Origin of the sequence: Xanthomonas sp. NCPPB 3583, from assembly GCF_041475715.2 — a bacterium.
GTDB lineage: Bacteria > Pseudomonadota > Gammaproteobacteria > Xanthomonadales > Xanthomonadaceae > Xanthomonas > Xanthomonas euvesicatoria.
Map to the genome: position 1 here is coordinate 3,763,288 of NZ_CM191263.1, position 21,689 is coordinate 3,784,976.

Sequence of the window (21,689 nt, forward strand, 5' to 3'; positions counted from 1 at the left end):
AAACACGTTCCCTCTCTGCATTCGTTGTTGCGACGGCAATGGCCGCCGCATTCCACCCAAGCACCGCCCTGGCCTGGGGCCCGCAAGGCCACCGCCTGGTGGCGCGCATCGCCGAAACCGAGCTGAGCCCGCAGGCACGCACGCAAGTGGCGCAATTGCTGGCCGGCGAGCCGGACCCGACCCTGCACGGCGTGGCCACCTGGGCCGATGAGCTGCGCGAGCACGACCCCGACCTGGGTAAGCGCTCCGGGCCGTGGCACTACGTCAACCTGGGCGAACACGACTGCACGTACTCGCCACCGCGCGACTGCCCGGACGGCAACTGCGTGATCGCCGCGCTCGACCAGCAAGCCGCCCTGCTCGCAGATCGCACCCAGCCGTTGGACGTACGCCGCAAGGCCTTGAAGTTCGTGGTGCATTTCGTCGGCGACATCCATCAGCCGATGCACGCCGGCTATGCGCACGACAAGGGCGGTAACGACTTCCAGCTGCAGATCGACGGCAAGGGCAGCAACCTGCATGCGCTGTGGGACAGCGGCATGCTCAACGACCGCCATCTGAACGACGATGCGTACCTGCAACGCTTGCTGGCATTGCCGGCCGCCACTGCGGGGTCTGCGGCGCTGCCGCCGCCGGCTGCGGCATGGGCGCAGGCTTCGTGCAAGATCGCCATCACGCCGGGCGTCTACCCGAGCGCACACGTGTTGCCCGCCACCTACATCGCCACCTATCGCCCGATCGCCGAAACCCAGCTGCGCATCGCGGGTGACCGGCTTGCCGCCATCCTCAACGCGGCGCTGGCCGGCCCCTGACGTGGAGACGCCGATGCAGCCCCAGGTGCTTGCCTTCTTTCATGCCGACAGTAACACCTTCACCTACGTGGTCGCCGATGCGGCCACCGGTGCGGCGGCAGTGATCGACCCGGCGCTGGACTACGCGGCCGATAGCGGCAGCGTCGGCAGCCAGGCGGCGCAGGCCATCCTTGCGGCCATCGAGCAACACGGATGGCAGGTGCAATGGCTGCTGGAAACTCACGCGCATGCCGATCACCTGTCTGCAGCGCAGTGGCTGAAGCAGCATTGGCCGCAGGCGCGTATCGGTATCGGCGAGGGTATTTGCCAAGTGCAACGCACCCTTGCCGCGCAGTACGCATTGCCGGCCGACTTCCGCGCCGATGGCTCGCAATTCGATCATCTGTTTGCCGACGACGAGCGCTTCAAGCTTGGCGATATCGAAGCACGCGTCATCGCGGTGCCCGGCCACACCAGCGACAGCATTGCGTATCTGATCGGCGATGCGTTGTTTCCTGGCGACTCGTTGTTCATGCCGGATGCGGGCACGGCGCGTTGCGATTTTCCCGGCGGCGATGCACGCCAGCTGTTTGCCTCGATCCAGCGCCTGTATGCGCTGCCGGAAAGCACCCGCGTGTTCGTCTGCCACGACTATGGCCCGGGCGGGCGCGCGGTGGCGCATCAGACCAGTATCGGCGCGCAGCGGCGCAGCAATATCCATGTGCGCGACGGCGTGGATGTAGAGACCTTCGTGGCGCAGCGGCAGGCGCGCGATGCCACCTTGCCCGAGCCCAAGCTAATCCGCCCGGCCCTGCAGACCAATCTTCAGGCCGGGCGTTGCGCCGGAGTGGTCCTGTAGCGCGCGCAGGCTCGCCACGCGGTACGCATCGCGTAGCCGCTATGATCGGGGCCCTGTCCTGGTGAGGAGCCTTCGATGCGCATGATCGGTTTCTGGCAGCGCGCGTTGTGCGTGCTGATGCTGGCGTTGCCCCTGCTGGTGAGTGCGCAGACCGCACCGGTGACGGTGTTTGCGGCCGCGAGCCTGAAAGAATCGATGGACGAAGCCGCGGCCGCGTACGAAAAAGCCAGCGGCACGCCGGTGCGCGTGTCGTATGCAGCGAGTTCTGCGCTGGCACGCCAGATCGAACAGGGCGCGCCGGCGGACGTGTTCTTTTCGGCCGACCTGGAGTGGATGGACTATCTACAGCAGCGTGGGCTGGTGCTGCCGGCGCAGCGGCACAGCCTGCTCGGCAACACACTGGTATTGATCGCGCCGGCGAACAGCAAGCTGCACGTTGACCTGCGCACCCCCGGCGCCATTGCCAAGGCGCTTGGGCAGGGCGGACGCCTGGCCGTAGGCCAGACCGCCAGCGTGCCGGCCGGCAAGTACGCAGCCGCCGCGCTGCGCAAGCTCGGCCAATGGGACAGCGTCGGCAACCGGCTTGCCGAATCGGAAAGCGTGCGTGCGGCTTTGATGCTGGTCTCGCGTGGCGAAGCGCCGCTGGGCATCGTGTATGGCTCGGACGCGCGCGCCGATGCCAAGGTGCGCGTCATCGCCACCTTCCCCGACGACAGCCATGGCCCCATCGTGTATCCGGTTGCTGCATTGAAGAACAGCAACAACCCCGCCACCGCCGCATTCGTCAGCTGGCTGGGAAGCAAGCCGGCCAAGGCGATCTTTGCGCGCCGTGGTTTTTCGCTGAAGGATTGAGGCACACCGTTTGTCGATGTTCACCCCGGAAGAGCTGACCGCGATCGGCTTGAGTCTCAAGGTCGCGATCGTGGCAGCGCTCGCCAGCCTGCCGCCGGGCATTGCCTGCGGCTGGCTGCTGGCGCGGCGCCGCTTCCCCGGCAAGGCCCTGCTGGACGCGCTGCTGCATCTGCCCCTGGTGATGCCGCCAGTGATCACCGGCTATGCGCTGCTGGTGGTGTTGGGCACACAGGGGCCGGTGGGCAGCTGGTTGCTGGAACATCTCGGTATCCAGTTCGCCTTCCGCTGGACCGGCGCGGCGTTGGCGTGCGCGGTCATGGGATTTCCGCTGATGGTGCGCGCGATCCGTCTATCCATCGAAGCCACCGATCGTCGCCTGGAAGCGGCCGCCGCCACGCTGGGGGCCGGGCCGTGGCGGGTGTTCTTCAGCATCACCTTGCCGCTGGCCTGGCCGGGCCTGGTCGCCGGCATGGTGCTCGCGTTCGCCAAGGCGCTTGGCGAGTTCGGCGCCACCATCACCTTCGTGTCCAATATCCCTGGCGAAACGCAGACCTTGTCGTCGGCCATCTACGGGCTGATGCAGGTCCCGGGGATGGAATCGGGCATCTGGCGGCTGGCCGGCGTGGCGCTGGCGATCTCGCTGGCGGCGCTGCTGCTGTCCGAATGGCTGGTGCGCCGGCCGCATCCGCGCGAGGACGCGTGATGCTGGATATCGACCTGCAGCTGCAGCGCGGCGCCTTTGAACGCCGCATCCGCATCCACGACGATGCGCGTGTCGTGGCGCTGGTGGGGCCCTCCGGCGCGGGCAAGACCACGGTGCTCAATGCAATTGCCGGCTTGGTGCGTCCGCAGGCCGGGCATATCCGCATCGATGGGCGCTGCCTGTACGACGCCGGGCAAGGCATCGACCTGCCGACGCATCAGCGCCGGATTGGTTATGTGTTCCAGGATGCGCGGCTGTTTCCGCATCTGGATGTGCGGCGCAACCTGCGCTACGGCCGGCATGCGCGCGGCAAGGCACCGTTCGGCTTCGACGATGTGGTGGCCTTGCTCGGCATCGCACCGCTGCTGCAACGCCGGCCGCGCAACCTCTCTGGCGGCGAAGCGCAGCGCGTGGCGATTGGCCGCGCGTTGTTGGCGCAACCGGCGATTCTGCTATTCGACGAACCGCTGTCGGCCCTGGATCAGGCGCGCCGCGAAGAATTGATTCCCTACCTGCAGCGCGTGCGCGACGAGATTCGCCTGCCAATGCTCTACGTCAGCCACAACCCCGATGAAGTGCAGCGCATTGCCGACAGCGTGCACGTGCTGGATTGAAGGCGGTGTGGGCGGTGATAGGGCGTTAGCGGTTGACGCGTTATGAGAGGGCGCCGCGTTGTTGGTGACTGGACATGCTGCGCAACGGCTGCAGCAGCTATCGGACCACCTTCCCGGTCCGCACGCTCACCTTGCCTTGCCGCACCTCGAAGGTGAACGCGAACGACAACGTCACCGGTACCGGCTCGATCTGGGCGGCGCCAGTGCAATCGTCTGGCACTGACGGTTGCGCAGCGCCTGATGGATACGTGCACATCGCCGCCGGAACAAACTGCCATCGCAGCGCGGCGGCGCGCACCGCTTGCATGAGATCGGCGTTGTCCGGCAGCAGCCCGGCGGCGCATTCGTCGCGGTCGGACATTGGATCCACGCGCTGCACCGTGCCCTCTGCGCTCAGAATGAGATGCGCGCAGACGGTGGTGGGCGCCAGGCTCTGGCGTGGCGAATCGGGGGGCAGCACCGGGGCGTCGCTGCGCGCCGCGCGTGGCATGCGAAAGCGTTGCGTTGGTGCCAGCGTATAGGATTGGACGCCCGCAGCGCCGCCGCCGTCCGGCTGTGGAGGCAGCATGCGTTGATCCACCGAATCCTCGCGCTGGCTGCGTTGCTGCTCGGCCAGTTGGCGCGTGGCGCAACTATTCATGGCCAGCATCAGGGCGAGGCTACCGATCAGGCAGCGGTTCATTGCAACGCCCCGCGTGAGGCGCATCCCGCAGGTGCGCAGCTGGCCACACGTTCGGACCGGTCGGCAGCGTGTGGGCCTGCAGCAGCTTCGGTACCGGAATGGATATCTGCAACTGCCGATGCCGCATCTGGTGGATCCAGTTCGAATTTCACCGGCACGCGCACCTCGGACGCGACCGCCTTGCCATCCTCCAGCGCAGGTGTGAAGCGCCAGTGGCGTGCTGCGTCGAGCACGGTCTGATCGAACACGCCTGCCGGCGTGCTGCGCACGATGGCGATATGGTCGGGTGTGCCAGTCGGGCTCACTGCGATCTGCAGTTCGACAAATCCCGCCAGGCCTGCAGCGACGGCGTCAGGCGGATACCTGGGCGGCTGCATGGTGCCAAAATCCAGCGTATTGCCAGGCACGCGCATGCCATGCAATCGCGCAGGCTGGAATGCCCAGCAGGCGCCACTGACCATCACCGCTAGTGCCACCACCACGCGCAGGTTCCATCGCGCGCGGGGCGCCTCCACCGTAGGCTTCAGCAAGGCTGCCACGCGTTGGGTGAGCGCATGCGGCGCATTCCAACGGCAGGCCGTCGGCGTCCAGCCGGCACCACAGTGGGTCTTGAGCATCGCGGTGGCGTAACTGCGGCGCTTGCCCGGATAGCGCGTCAGCACCTCTGCGTCGCACGCCAGTTCCTGATCCAGCCGGAACGCGCGCAATGCCAGATGCATCAACGGATTCCACCAGCCGATGCACAGCAACAGCGCGGCCAGCAGATTGGCATACAGATCACCGCGCCGCAGATGCAGGCGCTCATGCGTCAGGATCAAGGTGCGTTCGGCGGCGCTGTAGCGCGTATCGAAATCCATCGGCAGCACGATGCGTGGGCGCCAGAGTCCCAACGATACCGGCAGGCCTACATCGTGCGTTGCCGCCCATACTTCGCCCTCGAGCGCATGCAACGCGCCCAAGCTGCGTACGAATCGCCGCTGTCGCCACCAGAGCGCTACGGTCATCGCGACCGCACCGGCCAGCCAGGTGGCCATCAAGGTCCCCGCCCATGCGTGATCGCCCTCCTGCAGGTTGAGCGGCATCGCGACCATCGCCGGCATCTTCGGCAACGCTGACGCGAGCGGCGGCCCTGGTATTGCAGCTGCCAATACGGCAAGTGGCACGGCGAGCCAGATCGCATACGCCGCTGTTGCGCCCAGCCAGCCACGCAGTGCGCGCCGCAGCAGCAGACAGGCCACCAATGCGGCACTGCTATACAAGGTGACGCGCAACAGCAATGGCAGCTCAAGGTGCATCGTCCAACTCCTTGAGCAGACGCTTCAATTCTGCGATGTCCGAGGCACTGAGTTGCCCGCGTTCGCTGAAGTGCGCCACCAGCGGTGCAACGCGCCCGCCGAACAGCCGCTGCAGCAATCCTTCGCTCTGCTGCTGCACCCACTGTTCGCGCGCCAGCAGCGGCGCGTAGTGATACCTGCGGCCGTGTTTTTCTGCCGCAACGGCGCCCTTGGTGAGCAGCCGATTCAGCAAGGTCTTGATGGTGGGCTCGGCCCAGCCGGTGTGCGCCAACGCGGCGATCACTTCTTCTGCGGTGCGCGGCGCACCATCCCAGAGCACTTGCATCACCACCGCTTCGGCGTCGCTGATCGGCATGCGATTACATCCGCAATTTTTATCGATTACGCGCGTAAACAGATTGCTTGTCAAGCAGTGATCGAACGGGCTCCCGACACCTGCCCGCATTGATGGCGGCCAAGCATGGCGCACGAGTATCGGAATGCAGGCAGCACGCGACCGGCTCGGCTACTCTGCGTGGATGACCGAGCACCTCACCGACCTGAGCGCCGCCGTGGAGCGGATCCTGCAACGCATCGACGGCCCGCTGCGCGTGGGCGCGCCGCTGGGCATCGGCAAGCCGCACCGTCTGTTGAACGCGCTCTACGCACAGCTCAAGGACACGCCGTCGCGGCCACTGGCAATCTACACGGCGCTCTCGCTCAATCCCCCCAGGCCGGGTACCGGACTCCAGGCGCGCTTTGCCGCACCGTTCATCGCGCGCCACTTTGGCGAGGATTTCCCTCGCCTTGCCTATGTCGACGCCATGCTGCGCGATGCCTTGCCCGCGCATGTGCAGGTGGAAGAGTTCTACATGCAATCCGGCGGGCTCTTGCATTCCACCCAGGCCCAGGCCGACTACACGAGCCTCAACTACACGCATGCCGCTGCAGCGGTGGCGCAACGCGCGCCCAACCTGATCGTGCAGAAAGTGGCGCGCGAACCGGGCAGCACGCGGCTGTCGTTGTCGTGCAACAACGACATCACCCAGGACACGCTGGACGCGGTGCAGGCACTCGGCTTGCCGCGCCCGATGCTGGTGGCGGAAGTCGATCCGCTGTTGCCGTGGATGGGAGGCACCGCAGCGGTAGATGCCGCATTCTTCGACTTGGTCATCGATTTGCCAGGCCCGTTCCCACAGCTGTTCGGCTTGCCGCGGCAAGCGGTGAGCAGCGTCGACTACGCCATCGGCTTGTATGCCAGTGCCCTGGTGCGCGATGGCGGCACCTTGCAGATTGGCATCGGCACGCTGGCCGATGCACTGAGCCATGCACTGGTGCTGCGGCATACCGATAACGCGACCTATCGCCGTGTGCTGCATGCGCTGGATCCGGCACTGGAACACCACCCGGCCGTGCAGGCCAGCGGCGGCCTGGAGCCGTTTGCCGTCGGCTTGTACGGTTGCAGCGAGATGCTCAACGAAGGCTTCAAGCAATTGGTGGACAGCGGCGTGATCCGTCGCAAGGTGCACGACGATCTGCCGCTGATGCAGCGCATTGCCGATGGCAGCGCCGACATAGCCGATCACGCACGTCTTGCCGCCGAAGGCGAGTTCCTGCATGGCGCGTTCTATCTCGGCTCGCCCGCGTTCTATCAATGGCTGCGCGATCTGGATGCCCCGACACGCGCGGCGATCGGCATGCGCCGCATCAGCGAGATCAATCAGCTCTACGGCGGCAACGAGACGCTAAACCGCTTGAAACGCAAGGATGCACGCTTCTTCAACTCCTGCATGATGGCGACCGCGCTGGGCGCGGCAGTCTCCGACGGGCTGGAAGATGGCCGCATCGTGTCCGGGGTCGGCGGGCAGTACAACTTCGTGGCGATGGCGCATGCACTGCCGCAGGCACGTAGCGCCTTGATGCTGCGCGCCACCCGCGAGGCTGGCGCACACACCGCCAGCAACCTGCGTTGGAACTACGGACACACCACCATTCCACGCCATCTGCGCGACCTCTACATCACCGAATACGGCATTGCCGATCTACGCCACAAGACCGACCAGGACTGCGTGCTGGAAATGGCCGCCATCTGCGATGCCCGCTTCCAGGGTGAATTGCTTGCCCAGGCGGAACGGTCGCGCAAGTTGCGCACAGCGCCGGCAATGCCGGTAAGCGCGCAGCGCAACACACCATGGGCACTGGAACAGGCACTGGCGCCATTTCGACGCGACGGCAGCCTGCCCGATTACCCGCTCGGCAGCGACTTCACGAAAATCGAACAGCGTCTGCTGCCCGCATTGGGCTGGCTCAAGGGCGCAACTGCCAGCACTGGCGGAAAGATCGCCACGGTGGCCCGCGCACTGCTCACGCGCCAAGCGCCCGGTGCCGATGATGTTGCTTGCCTGCAACGCATGGCACTGGATGCGCCAAACAGCCTTGGTAATCGCCTGCAGGCGCGGCTGCTGATCTATGCCTTGCGACAGACCGCCGCGTCATGAAGAAACAGTGCCGCGATTTGCCACCGGCTCGAACGCACCGCGGCAAGCACTGACGCATCACGGAAACACAGCGGAAAGATATGCGTCAAACTGGGCCGTGATGATGGCGACCTCGTCGCTTTCCGGCTGTGCTGCATGCATCTTTTTCGCGTATTTACTGCTGTCACGTCAGGGTTCGATCGCAAAACGAATTTGGTGCGCGCAAAGCGAAGAAGGACGCAGCGCACCGCCATCTTCGCCGCGCTGTTGCTGAGCAGTCTTGTCGCGCAAGCCGCACCGCGCCTGACCGACCTGCAGTACATCGGCAGCCACAACAGCTACCACGCCGGCTTTGCGCCCAGCGAAGCGGCGTTATTGAAGCAACTGGACCCGACACTGTTTGCCGCGCTGGATTACCGCCATCCCGCCTTGACGCAGCAACTTAACGATGGCGTGCGCCAACTTGAACTGGACGTCTTCGCCGATGCACAGGGCGGGCGCTACGCACATCCGGCCATCGTTGCGCAGATCGCCAAGGCCGGTCTGCCGACCGCACCGGCAAGCGCGCCCGCCGGAGTGATGGACAGGCCCGGCTTCAAGGTCATGCATGTGCAGGATCTGGACCAGCGCAGCAACTGCCAGCCGTTGATTGCCTGCCTGCAGGAAATCCGCACCTGGTCGAAGCAGCACCCGGGCCACGTGCCCATCTTCATCCTGCTCGAAACCAAGCAGGCGCCGATCCAGTTGACGTTTCCCACCGTACAACCCGAACCCTTCGATGCAAAGGCGATGGATGCACTGGATGCCGAACTGCGTTCGGTCTTCCAGCCCGGTGAATACATCAGCCCCGATCAGGTGCGGGGCCGCGCGCCTACGCTCAACGCAGGCGTGCTCGCGCATGGCTGGCCGTCGTTGGCCCAGGCGCGCGGCAAGGTGGTATTTCTGCTCGACCAACGCGTTGCCGGTGCCAGCTACCTGCCCGGCCACCCATCGCTGCGTGGCCGGGTGTGTTTCACCAATGCGGTGCCAGGCGAAGACGATGCGGCCTTCGTCGAACGCAACGACGGCCCTGCCGATGACATCAAAAAGCTGGTCAAGGCGGGCTATCTGGTACGTACACGCACCGATGCGGATTTGCAGGAAGCCCAGCACAACGACACCGCCCGGCGCGACGCCATGCTGGCCAGCGGCGCGCAATTGCTCAGTACCGACTTCCCGATCAACGAGCCGGCCGATAACGGCTACGTGGTGCGCTTCGATGGCGGCGCGGTGGCGCGTTGCAATCCGCAACGACCGGACCCGGGTTGCCACGACATCGACCTGCACCACTGAGGGCAGCAACGCGCACAAGCGGCCCTACGCATCAGCCCTGTCGCAATGGAAGCGTCGGCGATCCATGGCCGTGCCCGCTGCCCGGGCGCGAGCCTCCCCTCCCCCATCACGCGAGCATCAAGATGCAGTTTTCCCGCCCCCTCCATCGCTTGACCTGCGCCATTGCCGCGGCGCTTTGCGCGCCATCGCTGGCGTGCGCTGCAGAGATGACCACCACCACGTTGGACTCGGTCAACGTGCAAGCCACCCAGGCCGCGGCGCCCGGTTCGCTCAACGAACAGCGCCTGTCCAATAGCGTCAACAGCGTGATGAGCAAGCAGCAGATCGATGCAATTCCCTCCGGCGGCATTGCCGATGTGGTAGCGCACATGCCGGGATTATCGGCCTACAGCGACATGCATCTTGGCCAGGCCACCACCGGCGAGAACGCCTACGTCAGCATCCGCGGCATGGACGCCAGCTATAACGCATACACGCTCAACGGCTTTGGCATGCCGGAAACCGACTCCTCGACGCGCGCCATTTCCTTGAACATGCTGGCGCCATTCGGCATCCAGTCGGTGCAGGTCTCCAAATCGCCGACGCCCGACATGCCCGGCGATTCGATCGGCGGCGCGATCGATATGCGCACCCCCAATGCATTTGATTTCGACCAAGACCTCTATGCCAAGAGCACCGCGCAAGGTCAGTTCAATGCATTGGCCCACCACCTGGGTGGCAAGGACAGCGGCGGCACCTTCCAGCAAGAGCTGGCCTGGAAGTTCGGGGAAGGCGATGCCTTCGGCATCTACGCCTCGGCCTATTACGGCAAGAACAACAACATGGCGCAGGCCCCTGCGCCCAACAGCAAATACGTGCCCGCCGACCCTGCGCTCGCCGCCGCCACCGATTTGCGCGATGTCGGCCCGCTGATCAGCACCCGCTACAAGTACAGCCTCTACGCCAGCCAGATCGAACGCTATGGCGGCAACCTGTCGCTGGATTGGCAGGGCGACACGAGCGCGTTGTATGCACGTGCCATCTACGGCAGTTACGGCGTCACCGGCACGCAGGACCAGTCCAGTGCGCGCCTGGAGACCTATCGCAACCAGCCCACGGCGGTGCGCGGCGGGTACTTCAATACCCACGATATCGACGAGACGCTGGCCACGGTGCAACTGGGCGGGCAGACCACGCTCGACCGGCTGCACCTGGACTACGGTACCTCGTTCGGCCGCGGCACGCGCAGCCGGCCGGATTATGTGTCGGCCAGTCTGTATGGGTTTACCCCGGGCAGCTTCGCCTTCGACCTCAGCGACCCCACCTACCCGAGCATCGGCCCAAGCTCGCCGGCGTTGAAGGACTTCTTCTACAACCTGGATTCTTCGCTGTTGTGGAAGGTGCAGGGCCACGACGCCGGCAGCCACGATAACCGTTTCAACGCGCATACCGACATTGCGTACCAGGTCGATGGCGCTGTGCTGGACAGCGTCAAACTTGGCCTGTCGGCCGATCACTCCGAGCGCGACGCCTATGACCACCCGTTCTTCCACAAGGATGGCAACTTCGTCACCAACGGCCCGTACTTTGGCGGCCCCAATTACGCGTTTCCCACCGCCGGTGGCCCGCCGCTGAGCGCGATTCCCGGCCGCATCACGTACAACGCATTCGATGGTCACTATGCGGGGCCGTTCAAGCTGCTCGATCGCGGCTGGATGCGCGCGCAGGCGCTGCCTTACAAGTACATCGACGACCCGAACGGCGCAGGCATCTATACCGCCAACGACTACAACGCCAACACCACCTCCAGCACCGAAGCGATCTATTCGGGCTATGCGATGGCGGCGCTGCATCTCGGCAAGGTGAGCATACTGCCCGGCGTGCGTTACGAACTGACCCAGTATTCGGCCGACTCCTGGCAATCCAACGGCGATGGCAGCACCGGCAGTTTCGTCGGCAGCGGCAGTACCTATGGCAAAGTCTTGCCAGGCATCAGCGTCAACTATCGGCCGGACGATCTCACCGTATATCGCGCGTCGTTGCGCCGCAGTTTCAGTCGCCCGGCATTCGGGCTGATTTCCGGCGAGACGGTGTATTCGATCGACGACACCCAAAGAGTGGTCGGCATCTCCAAGCCCAACCCCAACCTGCAGGCGAGCACCGCCGACAACGCCGACCTGTCTGCCGAATTCTACGACCACGAGGGCGGTGTGCTCAGCGCCTCGACGTACTACAAGCGCATCAATGGGTTCATCTATACCTCGCAATCGGCCACCAGCAACGACAGCACCCTGGGCGGCCTGGTGCCAACCGGCACCACCTTCGAAAATGGCGTGCCGGTGACCATGCCGCAAAATGGCGGCACCGCAAAGCTCTATGGGCTGGAGTTGGCGGCGAGCAAGCGCCTGCAACAGTTGCCCGGCCTCTGGAGCAACTTCGGCGTCACCGCCAACCTTACGCTGCAGCACAGCCAGGCAGATAGCAAACGCAGCGACCAGCCGGAAAAGACCTGGCTGCCGCGCGCACCGGAACGCATCTACAACCTGGATCTGTTCTACGACGACACGCACCTGCGCACGGACCTGAGCTACAACTACACCGGCCTGCAACTGCTGGGGCTCACCACCGACCGTCTCAATTACTACCTGCAGCCGGTGAAGTCGCTGGATTTCAACGCGACCTATCACTTGCCGCACCATATCGATGTCGGCGTGTCGGCAAAGAACCTGCTCAATGCCGCCACGTTCTACGAAACGCAGGGCAAGTCCAAGCGCTACATGGCCTACGATCCCGGCGCCGACGGTGCCTATGTGCAAACCGGACGCACCTACATGCTGACCTTGGGCTACACGTACTGATCCATAGGCCGGCACGCTGCAGCGGTGATCTTTCAACGGAAAGTACGCCGCTGCGGCGATTGCCACCTGCTATCCAGCGGCTGTCGCAGTGCCATTGCTGGATCCGCGATTGCGCAGCCGCATCATCGCGCCGCGGTATCGGTATCGGTATCGGCAGTGAGGCTCCGTCACAACGGTGTGCTGCGTCAGTCGATTGCGCAGCGCGCAATGTCCACCGCAATGCCGCATCGCACCGCTTGCCCAGTCAGTACCGGTGCAGCGATTTCACGCAGAAAACGCAGGCGGCTGCGGCAAGGTGCGCGCATGCCTCTTTCGGACCTGCACATGCCACCACGCCCCTACGCTCGCGCCTGCTTGCTTGCCCTTGCATTGGGTACTTCCTTGTCTGCGCTGGCGCAGGCGCAACAGCCCGCGCCTGCCGCTGCGCCTGCATCGGCCGCAGCTCCCGCGGCCAAGGTTGTTCCTACCGGTGCGCGCTCGGACCTGCACGCGCAGGTGTTGCTGGATCGCGCGCATTTTTCGCCGGGCCAGATCGACGGCGAGCGCGGTTCCAATCAAAAGCGCGCAGTGTCAGGGTTCCAGGCCGCCCACAACATCAAGGCCACAGGCGAGCTGGATGACGCGACCTGGCAAGCCCTGCAGGCCGACACCACACCGGCCCTGGTGCAGTACACGCTTACCGACGCCGATGTCGCCGGCCCGTTCCAACCCATTCCCAAAGGGCCTGCCGAGCAGGCCAAGCTGACTGCGCTTGGCTATGCCTCCGTCGACGAAGCGCTGGGCGAACGTTTCCACGCAGACCCCGCGCTGCTGGCCCAACTCAACCCTGGCGTGGATCTGAGCAAGGCCGGCAGCGTGATTCAGGTACCCAACATCGACGGGGTGCCGCCCCTGGCCAAGCCAGCCAAGCTAGTGGTGGATAAGTCCGATTCGACGCTGCGGCTATTGGACGCCGACGGCAAGGTCTATGCGCAATTCCCGGTGTCTTCCGGCAGCAAGCACGACCCGTTGCCCATCGGCCGTTGGAAAATTCTCGGCATCTCGCGCGACCCGGTGTTCAAGTACAACCCCAAACTGTTCTGGGACGCGAAAAAGGGCGATCAGAAGGCCACCTTGCCAGCGGGCCCAAACAATCCGGTCGGCCGTGTCTGGATCGATCTGTCCAAACCGCATTACGGCTTGCATGGCACGCCCGAGCCCGGCCATGTCGGCAAGACCGAATCGCATGGCTGTGTGCGTCTGACCAACTGGGACGTGGTCAACCTCGCCAGCGTGGTGGGCCCGTCGGTGCCGGTGGTGATGCAGGAATAGACATGAAACTGCTGTTGACCTTGGTGGTGGGCGTCGTGCTGGGCGCGGCCGGCTATTGGTGGCTGGAACGCACCGCGCCGGAAGCGAAAGTAGAACCGTCATCCAGCGCTGCACCCATCGCAACAGATCGCAGCTCAGCGAGTGCTGCGCCGATGGCAGCCCCTGCAGCGGCCGCCACGGCGGCACCGATGGCTGCCTCAGCACCACTGTCCGATCCCGCGCCCGCCGGCATGCCTGCCGCAACAACGCCAGCGCAGCCGCCTGCCGCTGCGGCACCGGGCAGCGACTTGCTGATTCCGGTACAGGGCATCGGCGCCAGCCAGTTGCAGGACACCTTCACCGATGCGCGCAGCGAAGGCCGCGTGCACGATGCCATCGACATCCTCGCTCCTACCGGCACACCGGTTGTGGCAGTTGCCGACGGCACGGTGGAGAAACTGTTCACCAGCGAGCGTGGGGGCCTGACGATTTACCAGTTCGAGCCTGGCGGCAAATACTGCTATTACTATGCGCACCTGGAGCGCTACGCCGACGGCCTGGCGGAGAAACAATCGATCAAGCGAGGCCAGGTCATCGGCTATGTCGGCAGCACTGGCAACGCCAATCCTGCCGCACCGCATCTGCACTTCGAGATCCATCGGTTGGGGCCGGAAAAACAATGGTGGAAGGGCGAGGCGCTCAATCCCTATCCGGTGTTGCACGGGGACCAGCCCCTGCAGTGAGATGGTCGCCCAAGTGTGTCTCGCTACGGCCTGCGTTTTTCGCATAGCGCCGCCATCTGCCGCAACGCCTGCGCGCCTTCATCGACTGGTTGGCAGAGGTCATGGCACCGTATCTGCAGCCGCTTTTGCAATAAGCAGCAGGTACATCGGCGCAGCGCGCTACGCCGATCGGCAGTCATGCACAGCGAACCCCTTGCATTGCGGACTTCGCAGCGCACGTGTGGCGCTGATGTCTAGTGCATCGCATGCATGTTGACTCGATGACGCGACACGCTGCCTCACGACAATCGAGGTCTCGATGCACCGCGCGCCCTGATCGCGCAATCAGCGCGGCTGACAGAGGCCCTGTTCGGCAGTGCAATTCCCTGCAATCTGCTGAAACTCGGAACACCAAAAAGCACAAGCATCTTTCGCAAGATGCCCGTGCCATGGCGTAATCGCAGCGAGCGTTGCAGACGCCCGATGTCGCTTCAGATCAGAACGTGTAGTTGAAGGTCAGCATGCCGTTGCGCGATGCGCCCCACGCACCATAGCCATTGTTGAACTGCGCGTAATAACGCTTGTCGAGCAGGTTGTCGATATTGAGCTGCACCGAAAACTGCGGCGACAGGCGATAGCGCGCAAACGCGTTGACCACTGCGTACGGGCTCTGCTGGAAGGTGCCATACACCGGGTCCACATAGTACGAACGGTTCTGCCAGTTGACGCCACCGCCCACGGTCAGATCGCTCCACGCGCCCTGTGGGGTGTAGCTACTGAACAGCTTGATGGTGGTGCGCGGCAGTTGCGTGTTGATCGAGGCACCGCTGTCGTCGCGTGCGGTGTAATGCGAGGCGCCCAAGGTCGCGTTCCAGCCCTGAGTCAGGCGGCCGGAGAGTTCGAAATCGAAGCCTTCGCTGACCACACCATTGGCAGCGACGTAAGCAAAATCGCTGCTGCCCGGCACCAGCGTGCTCGTCGCCACACCCAGATTGTCCTGCTCGATGCGGAACAGGGCCAGCGAGGCATTGAGCTGGTCGTCGAACCAGGCCGCCTTGACGCCGGCTTCGTAGCCCTTGCCGCTCAACGGATCCAGGTAGCCGCCATTGGCATCGCGCAAGGTCTGCGGGTTGAAGATCTCGGTGTAGCTGACATAGGTCGACCAGACATCGTCGATGTCGTAGACCAGCCCGGCGTATGGAGTGACTTCGGTCTGGGTGTCGGAGAACGGCACCAGCCCCTGCGTCGCATCGGCGTTACGGCCGTCAATCTGCCAATCGGTATAGCGCGCGCCCACCAGCAACGTCAGTGGATCGGCCAGCGAGAAGCGTGCGGCCACGTAGGCGGCCTTCTGCTTGATGGTGCCATCGCTCTGCACCGTGCGCGGGCTCCAGTTGGGCTCCGGATACGCGCCATTCCAGCCCAGGTAGCTGTCCAGGGGTGCGGGGAAGTCGAAGGTACCGTTATTGACGTACTCGCGCCGGTTGTAGCTGGCGCCGGCGACCAGTTGATGTTCGCGGCCGAACAGCTGGAACGGGCCCTGGGCATACACGTCGGCGCCGTCGGCCTTGCGCTCGGTCTGGTAGTTGCCCGAATACGGCACCACCCCACCGCCGGTGGTGCGGTCGAAGCCGAAGATGGTGTAGAACGGATAGAACAGGTGGTTCGTCGCTTCGGTGTTTTCGTGGCTCACATTGGCCTTGAGGGTCCAGCCGTTGTCGAAGCTCTGTTGCAGGCTGGCGAAGGTGCGCTGCAGGCGCGTGTCCCAGAACGTCCAGTCGGCCGCCGGATTGAACGAGCGCTTGTAGTCGGTACGCGTGCCATCGCTGTAGAACAGCGGGAAGCCGCCCCAGGTGACATCGTCCGATTCCTTTTTCTGGTACTCATAGCCCACGCTCAACAGCGTGCTGTCGGTGAGGTCGGCATCGATGATGGCCGAGCCGATCTTCTTGCGCAGGCTGTAGCGATCCATGTCCGATTCGCCGTCCTGATACACGCCCACTACGCGTGCGCGCACGGTGCCTTCGGGACTCAGCGGCACGGTGAGATCGGCCACGCTGCGGGTCTTGTTGAAGTCTCCCCCGCCCACCGACACGGTGCCGGTGAAGTCGCGGCTGAGCGCATGCTTGCGTACCAGATTGATCGAGGCCGACGGATTACCCGAGCCGGTCAATAAACCGGTTGCGCCGCGCACCACTTCCACCCGGTCGTACAGCGCTACGTCCAGTGCCGAATCGCCGTAGCTCCACGCCTGCTCCATGTAGGCCGGGATGCCATCGAATTGGTAGTTATCGATATAGAAGCCGCGTGCATAGAAGTCCAACCGTTCGCTGTCATTCTGCGAAGCCGAGATACCGGTGACGTTGTTGAGCACGTCGGTGATGCTCTGCAGGTTCTGGTCGTCCATGCGCTCGCGGGTGATCACGGTGACCGACTGCGGAATCTCGCGCAGCGCCAGGTTCATCCGCGTCCCGGCAGAGGTTTTCTCCACCGTATAGCCCTTGGCCTGCTCACCCTGCACGGTCATCCGGTCCAGTGTGGTGACCTCGGCATCGGCGGTGGGCGCTTCTGCCAAGACCTGGCCGGCGGCCAGCGTACAAAGCGCAGCGAACAGTGCGCGGGGCAGGGCGTGGCGGCGTGCGCCCACAGAAATAAGACGCATTTCGGTACTACGGATCATCGGGTGACTCCAACGCAGGCGGATCGGGCCGTACGCACCGCATAGGCGCAGCGCCGGCAACAAGGGGGAGGAACGGTGCGCCATACCATCGGCAGCGCATCATTTTAATGGGAATGATTCACATTTTAAATAGCCCGCGTAGCACCTCGTTGGTATCGACCGCCACAAGGCGAACGCTGGCTCCCTGGCTCCCTGGCTCCCTGGCTCCCTGGCTCCACGCCCTGCCGGGTCGCGATATCACGCGTGGGAGACCATGGCGTGCAAGAGCCGCCGCGTACGCATCGGCTCGCCGGCGCCAGGTCCACGGGCCGCAGCTGTCCCGCTTCTGCCATCAGCCGTCATACGTGGCGGGCATGGCCTCGCGCGTTGGCGCCACCCTGTGCAGGCCCTCCCGCGCAGCCATTGCGGTTACACATGCATCTGGCAACCCGTCGGCCGCCACGGTTGCCGCAATGATGCATGCCGCGGGTTTGCGTACTGTTGCGATGGCGATCGTCCCTAAGACTGCGGCGCTCCGATCCACCGCTGCAGGAAGCGCTCGCATCGAATTGCGCAAATTCTCGCGACATGCGGCGTTGCCAGAGATGCGGGCGCCCCCCCTCCGCCGGCCACGCAGCACTCGAAATGGAGACATCGCACCGCGAGTGCGCGAAACGCAGCGCGTTGGGACATCCGCCACAAACAAAAACGCCGGCTTTCGCCGGCGTCTTTGTGACTCATATCAGCGCGCTACAGCGCCTTCGCTGCGGCCACCACGTGCTCGGCAGTGATCTTGAAGTACGCATACAGCTGATCGGCCGGTGCCGAGGCGCCGAAGGTATCCATGCCGACGACATCGCCATCCAGGCCGACGTACTTGCGCCAGAAGCCGGTCACGCCCGCTTCCACCGCCACGCGCTTGCGCACGGCATTCGGCAACACCGACTCGCGATAGGCCGCATCCTGGCGGTCGAACACATCGGTCGACGGCATCGACACCACGCGCGTCTTGAGGCCGGCCGCATCCAGCGTCTGCTTGGCTTCCACCGCCAGGCCTACTTCCGAGCCGGTGGCGATCAGGATCACGTCCGGCGTACCGCCTTGGGCATCGGCCAGCACGTAACCACCGCGTTCGATCAACTTGATCTGCTCGGCGCTGCGCGGCTGATGCTGCAGGTTCTGACGGCTGAAGATCAGGCAGCTCGGGCCGTCCTTGCGGGTAATGGCCGCCTTCCAGCTCACTGCCGATTCCACCGCATCGCCCGGGCGCCACACGTCGTTGTTGGGGATGTAGCGCAGCGAGGCCAGGTGTTCCACCGGCTGATGGGTCGGGCCGTCTTCGCCCAGGCCGATCGAGTCATGCGTGTACACGTGAATCGCATGCGCCGGGTTCAACGCGCTCATGCGCACGCCGTTGCGTGCGTAGTCGCTGAACACCAGGAAGGTGGCGTCGAAGGGAATGAACCCGCCATGCAGCGCCAGACCGTTGGCAATGGCGGTCATGCCGAACTCGCGCACACCGTAGTACACGTAGTTGGCATCCGGGTCGTCGGTGGCGACCGACTTGCTGGCCTTCCACAAGGTCAGGTTGGAGTGCGCCAGGTCGGCCGAACCACCGATCAACTCCGGCAGCAGCGGGGCAAACGCTTCAATCGCCAGCTGCGAAGCCTTGCGCGAGGCAATGGTCTGGCCCTCTTCCTGCGCCTTGGCGATGTAGGCATCGGCCTTGGCGATGAAGTCGGCCGGCAACTCGCCGTGCGAGCGACGGGTCAGCTCGTCGGCTTCGCTGGCGTACTGCTTGGCATACTTGTCGAACAGCTGCTCCCATTCGGCCTGACGCAAGGTACCGGTACCGCCGGCACGCCAGCCGGCGTAGATCTCTTCGGGAATTTCGAACGGGCCGTACGGCCATTCCAACGCCTTGCGTGCGCCTTCCAGTTCGTCCTTGCCCAGCGGCGCGCCATGCGAGGATTCCTTGCCGGCCTTGGTCGGCGCACCGAAGCCGATCTTGGTACGGCAGCAGATCAGCGTGGGCTTGTCGGTGTTTTCCAGCGCCGCCTCGATGGCGGCCTTGATCTTGTCGGCGTCATGCCCGTCCACATCGCGGATCACGTGCCAGCCATAGGCCTCGAAACGCGCCGGGGTGTCGTCGCTGAACCAGCCGGCGGTATTGCCGTCGATGGAAATCTGGTTGTTGTCCCAGAACGCCACCAGCTTGCCCAGGCCCCAGGTACCGGCCAGCGAGGCGGCTTCGTGCGAAATACCCTCCATCAGACAACCGTCGCCCATGAACACCCAGGTGCGGTGATCGACGATTTCCAGCTCCGGGCGGTTGTAGCGCTGCGCCAGCAACTTCTCGGCCAACGCGAAACCGACCGCATTGGCGAAGCCCTGGCCGAGCGGACCAGTGGTGGTTTCCACGCCGGGAGTTTCGCTGCGCTCGGGGTGGCCGGCGGTCTTGCTGTGCAGCTGGCGGAACTGCTTGAGCTGCTCGATCGGCAGGTCGTAACCGGACAGGTGCAACAGCGCGTACTGCAGCATCGAACCGTGGCCGTTGGAGAGCACGAAGCGGTCGCGGTTGAACCACTGCGGGTTGTTCGGGTTGTGCCGGTAGAAGTCGTTCCACAGCACTTCGGCGATATCGGCCATGCCCATCGGCATGCCGGGATGACCGGACTTGGCGGCTTCGACCGCGTCTGCGGCAAGAAAACGGATGGCGTTGGCCAGCTGGCGGCGGGTGGGCTGGGTCATGGGCGTCTATGGAAGCGGAGGGAACACCGCTGGAAGCGGAGGCCCCTATTCTCCCACACAGCGCGTTAGGGGAATCGGGAATCGGGAATAGAGAGTCGGATGCAGTGTTGCCGATTGGTCGATGCAATCACATGCGCGCCTAATCACCGTAGCCATCCGTGAAGCGCACCGTCACACCCCACCCTCGCACCAGCCCGCCTTACCCATTCCCGACTCCCGATTCCCTATTCCTCGCCCTTGGCCACCAAGGTCGTCAGCGCCAGATCCCCGGTCACGTTCAGCGCCGTGCGGCACATGTCCAGGAAGTGGTTGACGCCCAGGATCATGCCGATACCCACCGGGTTGACCCCGACCATCGCGCAGATCAGCGCCACCACCGGCAGCGAGCCGGACGGCACGCCGGCCGTGCCGATCCCGCCCAGGATGCAGACCAGCATCACCATGAACTGCTGGCCCAGGCTCAGGTCCACGTTGAAGAACTGCGCCAGGAAGATCACCGTGACGCCTTCGAAGAGTGCGGTGCCGTTCTGGTTGGCGGTGGCGCCCACGGTCAGCACGAAACGCGACACGCGCGCCGGCAGGCCCATCTCGTCGGCCACGCGTAGCGCCGTCGGCAGGGTCGCGTTGCTGGACGCGGTCGAGAACGCCATCACCGTCGCTTCCTGGGTCTGGCGGAAAAAACCCAGCGGCGAGCGTCCGGCGAATTTCACCGCAATGCCGTAACTGACCACCATGTGCAGGCCCAGCGCCAACACCACCACGCCCACGTAGGCGCCCAGACGAATCAGCAGATCGAAGCCGAACAGCGCGGCCAGGTTGAACATGAAACACGCCACCGCATACGGCGCCAGGCGGATCACCAGCCCGATCAAGGTCATCGAAATCTCGAAGACCCCTTCGATGCCGCGCCGCAATGTGGCGACCTTTTCGTCTTCGGTCAGCACCATGCCCACGCCGAACATCACCGCAAAAAACATCAGCGACAGAATCGCGCCGTTGCTCGACGCGGCGGCAATCACGTTGCTGGGCACGATCGACAGCAGCATGTCCATGCCCTGCGGCTGCGTGCCGGAGCTGGAAATGATCTCGCGGGTGCGCTCGGCATTTTCCTGGATCAGCTGACTGGCCAGTTGCGGGTCCACGCCCGCACCGGGCTTGAGCACGTTGACCAGCACCAGCCCCAGCAACACCGCCACACCGGACAGCACCACGGTATAGCCCAGGGTGCGCCACCCCACCCGCCCGAGCGCGCGGATGTCGCCCATTTCGGAAATGCCCATGACCAGCGCCGAGAACAGCAGCGGCACGATCAGCATGAAGATAAGATTGAGGAAGACCTGCGAAAACGGCGTGGTGACGTACTTGGTCGCCAGGCGCACCCACTCAGCGTCGCTGCCGGCCAGGTAATAGACAGCCAGGCCCAACAACAGGCCAACGGCAAAGCCAATTCCCATCTTCCAATGCAGGGGCAGGCCCGGGCGGCGCGTGGCTGGGGATGCTGTCATCTGGTCAGGCCTTGGTGGACACAAAGACCGGAGCTTAACAAACGCCATGGATGCGGCCACCTACCCGGGTGCTGCTATATGCCTGGTGCGGGTAGGCGAGCTTCTCGCTGTCGGGTGAGGCAGGCGTTTTGCAGTTGGCTGCAGGAGTTGCTGTTTAGGCGCAAAGCAGGACAGCCGGCATTTCGAGCCGTCGCGGCGTTCAGATGAAATCAGATGGCTGAAAGCGAAAGCCCGCCTGTCGAGTGCGCGGTGCCTGCCCTCGCCGCTCGCGGGACCCTTGGCGGCATGGATGCCGCCACCGAGCTTACAAGGACGTACTTGCAGCGTGTCCGGCGAGGGGG

General features: G+C 64.5%; 16 protein-coding genes. 10 read left to right on the top strand and 6 right to left on the bottom strand.

The window, feature by feature from the left end:
- The first annotated feature begins 38 nt into the window (after positions 1-38).
- The 5 genes from ACCQ07_RS16260 to modC all read left to right on the top strand — a co-directional run bounded on the left by ACCQ07_RS16260 (position 39) and on the right by modC (position 3,819).
- Positions 39-812, top strand: a complete 774-nt coding sequence (locus tag ACCQ07_RS16260; protein ID WP_041469795.1) for a S1/P1 nuclease — start codon at positions 39-41, stop codon at positions 810-812.
- A 13-nt stretch (positions 813-825) separates the two neighbouring features.
- Positions 826-1,650, top strand: a complete 825-nt coding sequence (locus tag ACCQ07_RS16265; protein WP_071118027.1) for an MBL fold metallo-hydrolase — start codon at positions 826-828, stop codon at positions 1,648-1,650.
- A 75-nt stretch (positions 1,651-1,725) separates the two neighbouring features.
- Positions 1,726-2,502 (top strand): molybdate ABC transporter substrate-binding protein, encoded by a 777-nt coding sequence (gene modA / locus ACCQ07_RS16270; protein WP_071118024.1) that lies wholly within the window; start codon positions 1,726-1,728, stop codon positions 2,500-2,502.
- Positions 2,503-2,518: 16 nt separating this feature from the next.
- Positions 2,519-3,205 (top strand): molybdate ABC transporter permease subunit, encoded by a 687-nt coding sequence (gene modB, locus ACCQ07_RS16275; RefSeq protein ID WP_008575885.1) that lies wholly within the window; start codon positions 2,519-2,521, stop codon positions 3,203-3,205.
- Complete coding sequence (gene modC / locus ACCQ07_RS16280) at positions 3,205-3,819, top strand: molybdenum ABC transporter ATP-binding protein (protein ID WP_057681677.1); 615 nt, start codon at positions 3,205-3,207, stop codon at positions 3,817-3,819. Before modB ends, modC begins: the two co-directional genes overlap by 1 nt.
- A 97-nt stretch (positions 3,820-3,916) precedes the next feature.
- Here modC and ACCQ07_RS16285 read toward each other — a convergent pair whose 3' ends face one another.
- From ACCQ07_RS16285 to ACCQ07_RS16295, 3 genes are read right to left on the bottom strand one after another with little or no spacing between them, the layout of a single operon-like run.
- Entirely contained in the window at positions 3,917-4,501 is a 585-nt protein-coding gene (locus tag ACCQ07_RS16285) for a hypothetical protein (protein WP_071118025.1), read from the bottom strand.
- Positions 4,498-5,796 carry a TonB family protein gene (locus ACCQ07_RS16290; protein ID WP_071118026.1) on the bottom strand — a complete coding sequence of 433 codons (1,299 nt, stop codon included), beginning with the start codon at positions 5,794-5,796 and terminating at the stop codon, positions 4,498-4,500. The genes ACCQ07_RS16285 and ACCQ07_RS16290 overlap by 4 nt, the downstream gene beginning before the upstream one ends.
- Positions 5,786-6,151: a BlaI/MecI/CopY family transcriptional regulator gene (locus tag ACCQ07_RS16295; RefSeq protein ID WP_008575878.1), complete on the bottom strand. Its 366-nt coding sequence runs from the start codon at positions 6,149-6,151 to the stop codon at positions 5,786-5,788. Before ACCQ07_RS16295 ends, ACCQ07_RS16290 begins: the two co-directional genes overlap by 11 nt.
- Positions 6,152-6,314: 163 nt before the next feature.
- Here ACCQ07_RS16295 and ACCQ07_RS16300 point away from each other — a divergent pair, with 163 nt between their 5' ends.
- The 5 genes from ACCQ07_RS16300 (at position 6,315) to ACCQ07_RS16320 (ending at position 14,454) form a co-directional block, all read left to right on the top strand.
- Positions 6,315-8,273: an acetyl-CoA hydrolase/transferase C-terminal domain-containing protein gene (locus ACCQ07_RS16300; RefSeq protein ID WP_372364157.1), complete on the top strand. Its 1,959-nt coding sequence runs from the start codon at positions 6,315-6,317 to the stop codon at positions 8,271-8,273.
- 135 nt (positions 8,274-8,408) lie between these two features.
- On the top strand, positions 8,409-9,584 hold the full coding sequence (locus ACCQ07_RS16305) for a phosphatidylinositol-specific phospholipase C1-like protein (protein ID WP_372363456.1): 1,176 nt from the start codon (positions 8,409-8,411) through the stop codon (positions 9,582-9,584).
- A 122-nt stretch (positions 9,585-9,706) separates the two neighbouring features.
- A complete protein-coding gene (locus ACCQ07_RS16310; RefSeq protein ID WP_372363457.1) occupies positions 9,707-12,421 on the top strand; it encodes a TonB-dependent receptor in 2,715 nt (904 codons plus the stop codon).
- A 381-nt stretch (positions 12,422-12,802) separates the two neighbouring features.
- Positions 12,803-13,732: a L,D-transpeptidase family protein gene (locus ACCQ07_RS16315; RefSeq protein WP_029820174.1), complete on the top strand. Its 930-nt coding sequence runs from the start codon at positions 12,803-12,805 to the stop codon at positions 13,730-13,732.
- Positions 13,733-13,734: 2 nt separating this feature from the next.
- On the top strand, positions 13,735-14,454 hold the full coding sequence (locus ACCQ07_RS16320) for a M23 family metallopeptidase (RefSeq protein ID WP_209261361.1): 720 nt from the start codon (positions 13,735-13,737) through the stop codon (positions 14,452-14,454).
- Between the two features lie 475 nt (positions 14,455-14,929).
- Here the strand turns inward: ACCQ07_RS16320 and fhuE are convergent, their stop codons facing one another.
- The 3 genes from fhuE to ACCQ07_RS16335 all read right to left on the bottom strand — a co-directional run bounded on the left by fhuE (position 14,930) and on the right by ACCQ07_RS16335 (position 21,348).
- On the bottom strand, positions 14,930-17,113 hold the full coding sequence (fhuE, locus tag ACCQ07_RS16325; protein ID WP_136732489.1) for a ferric-rhodotorulic acid/ferric-coprogen receptor FhuE: 2,184 nt from the start codon (positions 17,111-17,113) through the stop codon (positions 14,930-14,932).
- A gap of 729 nt (positions 17,114-17,842) precedes the next feature.
- Complete coding sequence (gene tkt / locus ACCQ07_RS16330) at positions 17,843-19,843, bottom strand: transketolase (RefSeq protein WP_029820177.1); 2,001 nt, start codon at positions 19,841-19,843, stop codon at positions 17,843-17,845.
- A gap of 224 nt (positions 19,844-20,067) precedes the next feature.
- Positions 20,068-21,348 (bottom strand): dicarboxylate/amino acid:cation symporter, encoded by a 1,281-nt coding sequence (locus ACCQ07_RS16335; RefSeq protein WP_014090951.1) that lies wholly within the window; start codon positions 21,346-21,348, stop codon positions 20,068-20,070.
- Positions 21,349-21,689: the final 341 nt, after the last annotated feature.

Bases quoted from the DNA above. Each gene is read 5' to 3' on its own strand.
- ACCQ07_RS16260 (WP_041469795.1), top strand. From the start codon at position 39: ATGGCCGCCGCATTCCACCCAAGCACCGCCCTGGCCTGGGGCCCGCAA.
- ACCQ07_RS16265 (WP_071118027.1), top strand. From the start codon at position 826: ATGCAGCCCCAGGTGCTTGCCTTCTTTCATGCCGACAGTAACACCTTC.
- modA (WP_071118024.1), top strand. From the start codon at position 1,726: ATGCGCATGATCGGTTTCTGGCAGCGCGCGTTGTGCGTGCTGATGCTG.
- modB (WP_008575885.1), top strand. From the start codon at position 2,519: ATGTTCACCCCGGAAGAGCTGACCGCGATCGGCTTGAGTCTCAAGGTC.
- modC (WP_057681677.1), top strand. From the start codon at position 3,205: ATGCTGGATATCGACCTGCAGCTGCAGCGCGGCGCCTTTGAACGCCGC.
- ACCQ07_RS16285 (WP_071118025.1), bottom strand. From the start codon at position 4,501: ATGAACCGCTGCCTGATCGGTAGCCTCGCCCTGATGCTGGCCATGAAT.
- ACCQ07_RS16290 (WP_071118026.1), bottom strand. From the start codon at position 5,796: ATGCACCTTGAGCTGCCATTGCTGTTGCGCGTCACCTTGTATAGCAGT.
- ACCQ07_RS16295 (WP_008575878.1), bottom strand. From the start codon at position 6,151: ATGCCGATCAGCGACGCCGAAGCGGTGGTGATGCAAGTGCTCTGGGAT.
- ACCQ07_RS16300 (WP_372364157.1), top strand. From the start codon at position 6,315: ATGACCGAGCACCTCACCGACCTGAGCGCCGCCGTGGAGCGGATCCTG.
- ACCQ07_RS16305 (WP_372363456.1), top strand. From the start codon at position 8,409: ATGCATCTTTTTCGCGTATTTACTGCTGTCACGTCAGGGTTCGATCGC.
- ACCQ07_RS16310 (WP_372363457.1), top strand. From the start codon at position 9,707: ATGCAGTTTTCCCGCCCCCTCCATCGCTTGACCTGCGCCATTGCCGCG.
- ACCQ07_RS16320 (WP_209261361.1), top strand. From the start codon at position 13,735: ATGAAACTGCTGTTGACCTTGGTGGTGGGCGTCGTGCTGGGCGCGGCC.
- fhuE (WP_136732489.1), bottom strand. From the start codon at position 17,113: ATGATCCGTAGTACCGAAATGCGTCTTATTTCTGTGGGCGCACGCCGC.
- tkt (WP_029820177.1), bottom strand. From the start codon at position 19,843: ATGACCCAGCCCACCCGCCGCCAGCTGGCCAACGCCATCCGTTTTCTT.
- ACCQ07_RS16335 (WP_014090951.1), bottom strand. From the start codon at position 21,348: ATGACAGCATCCCCAGCCACGCGCCGCCCGGGCCTGCCCCTGCATTGG.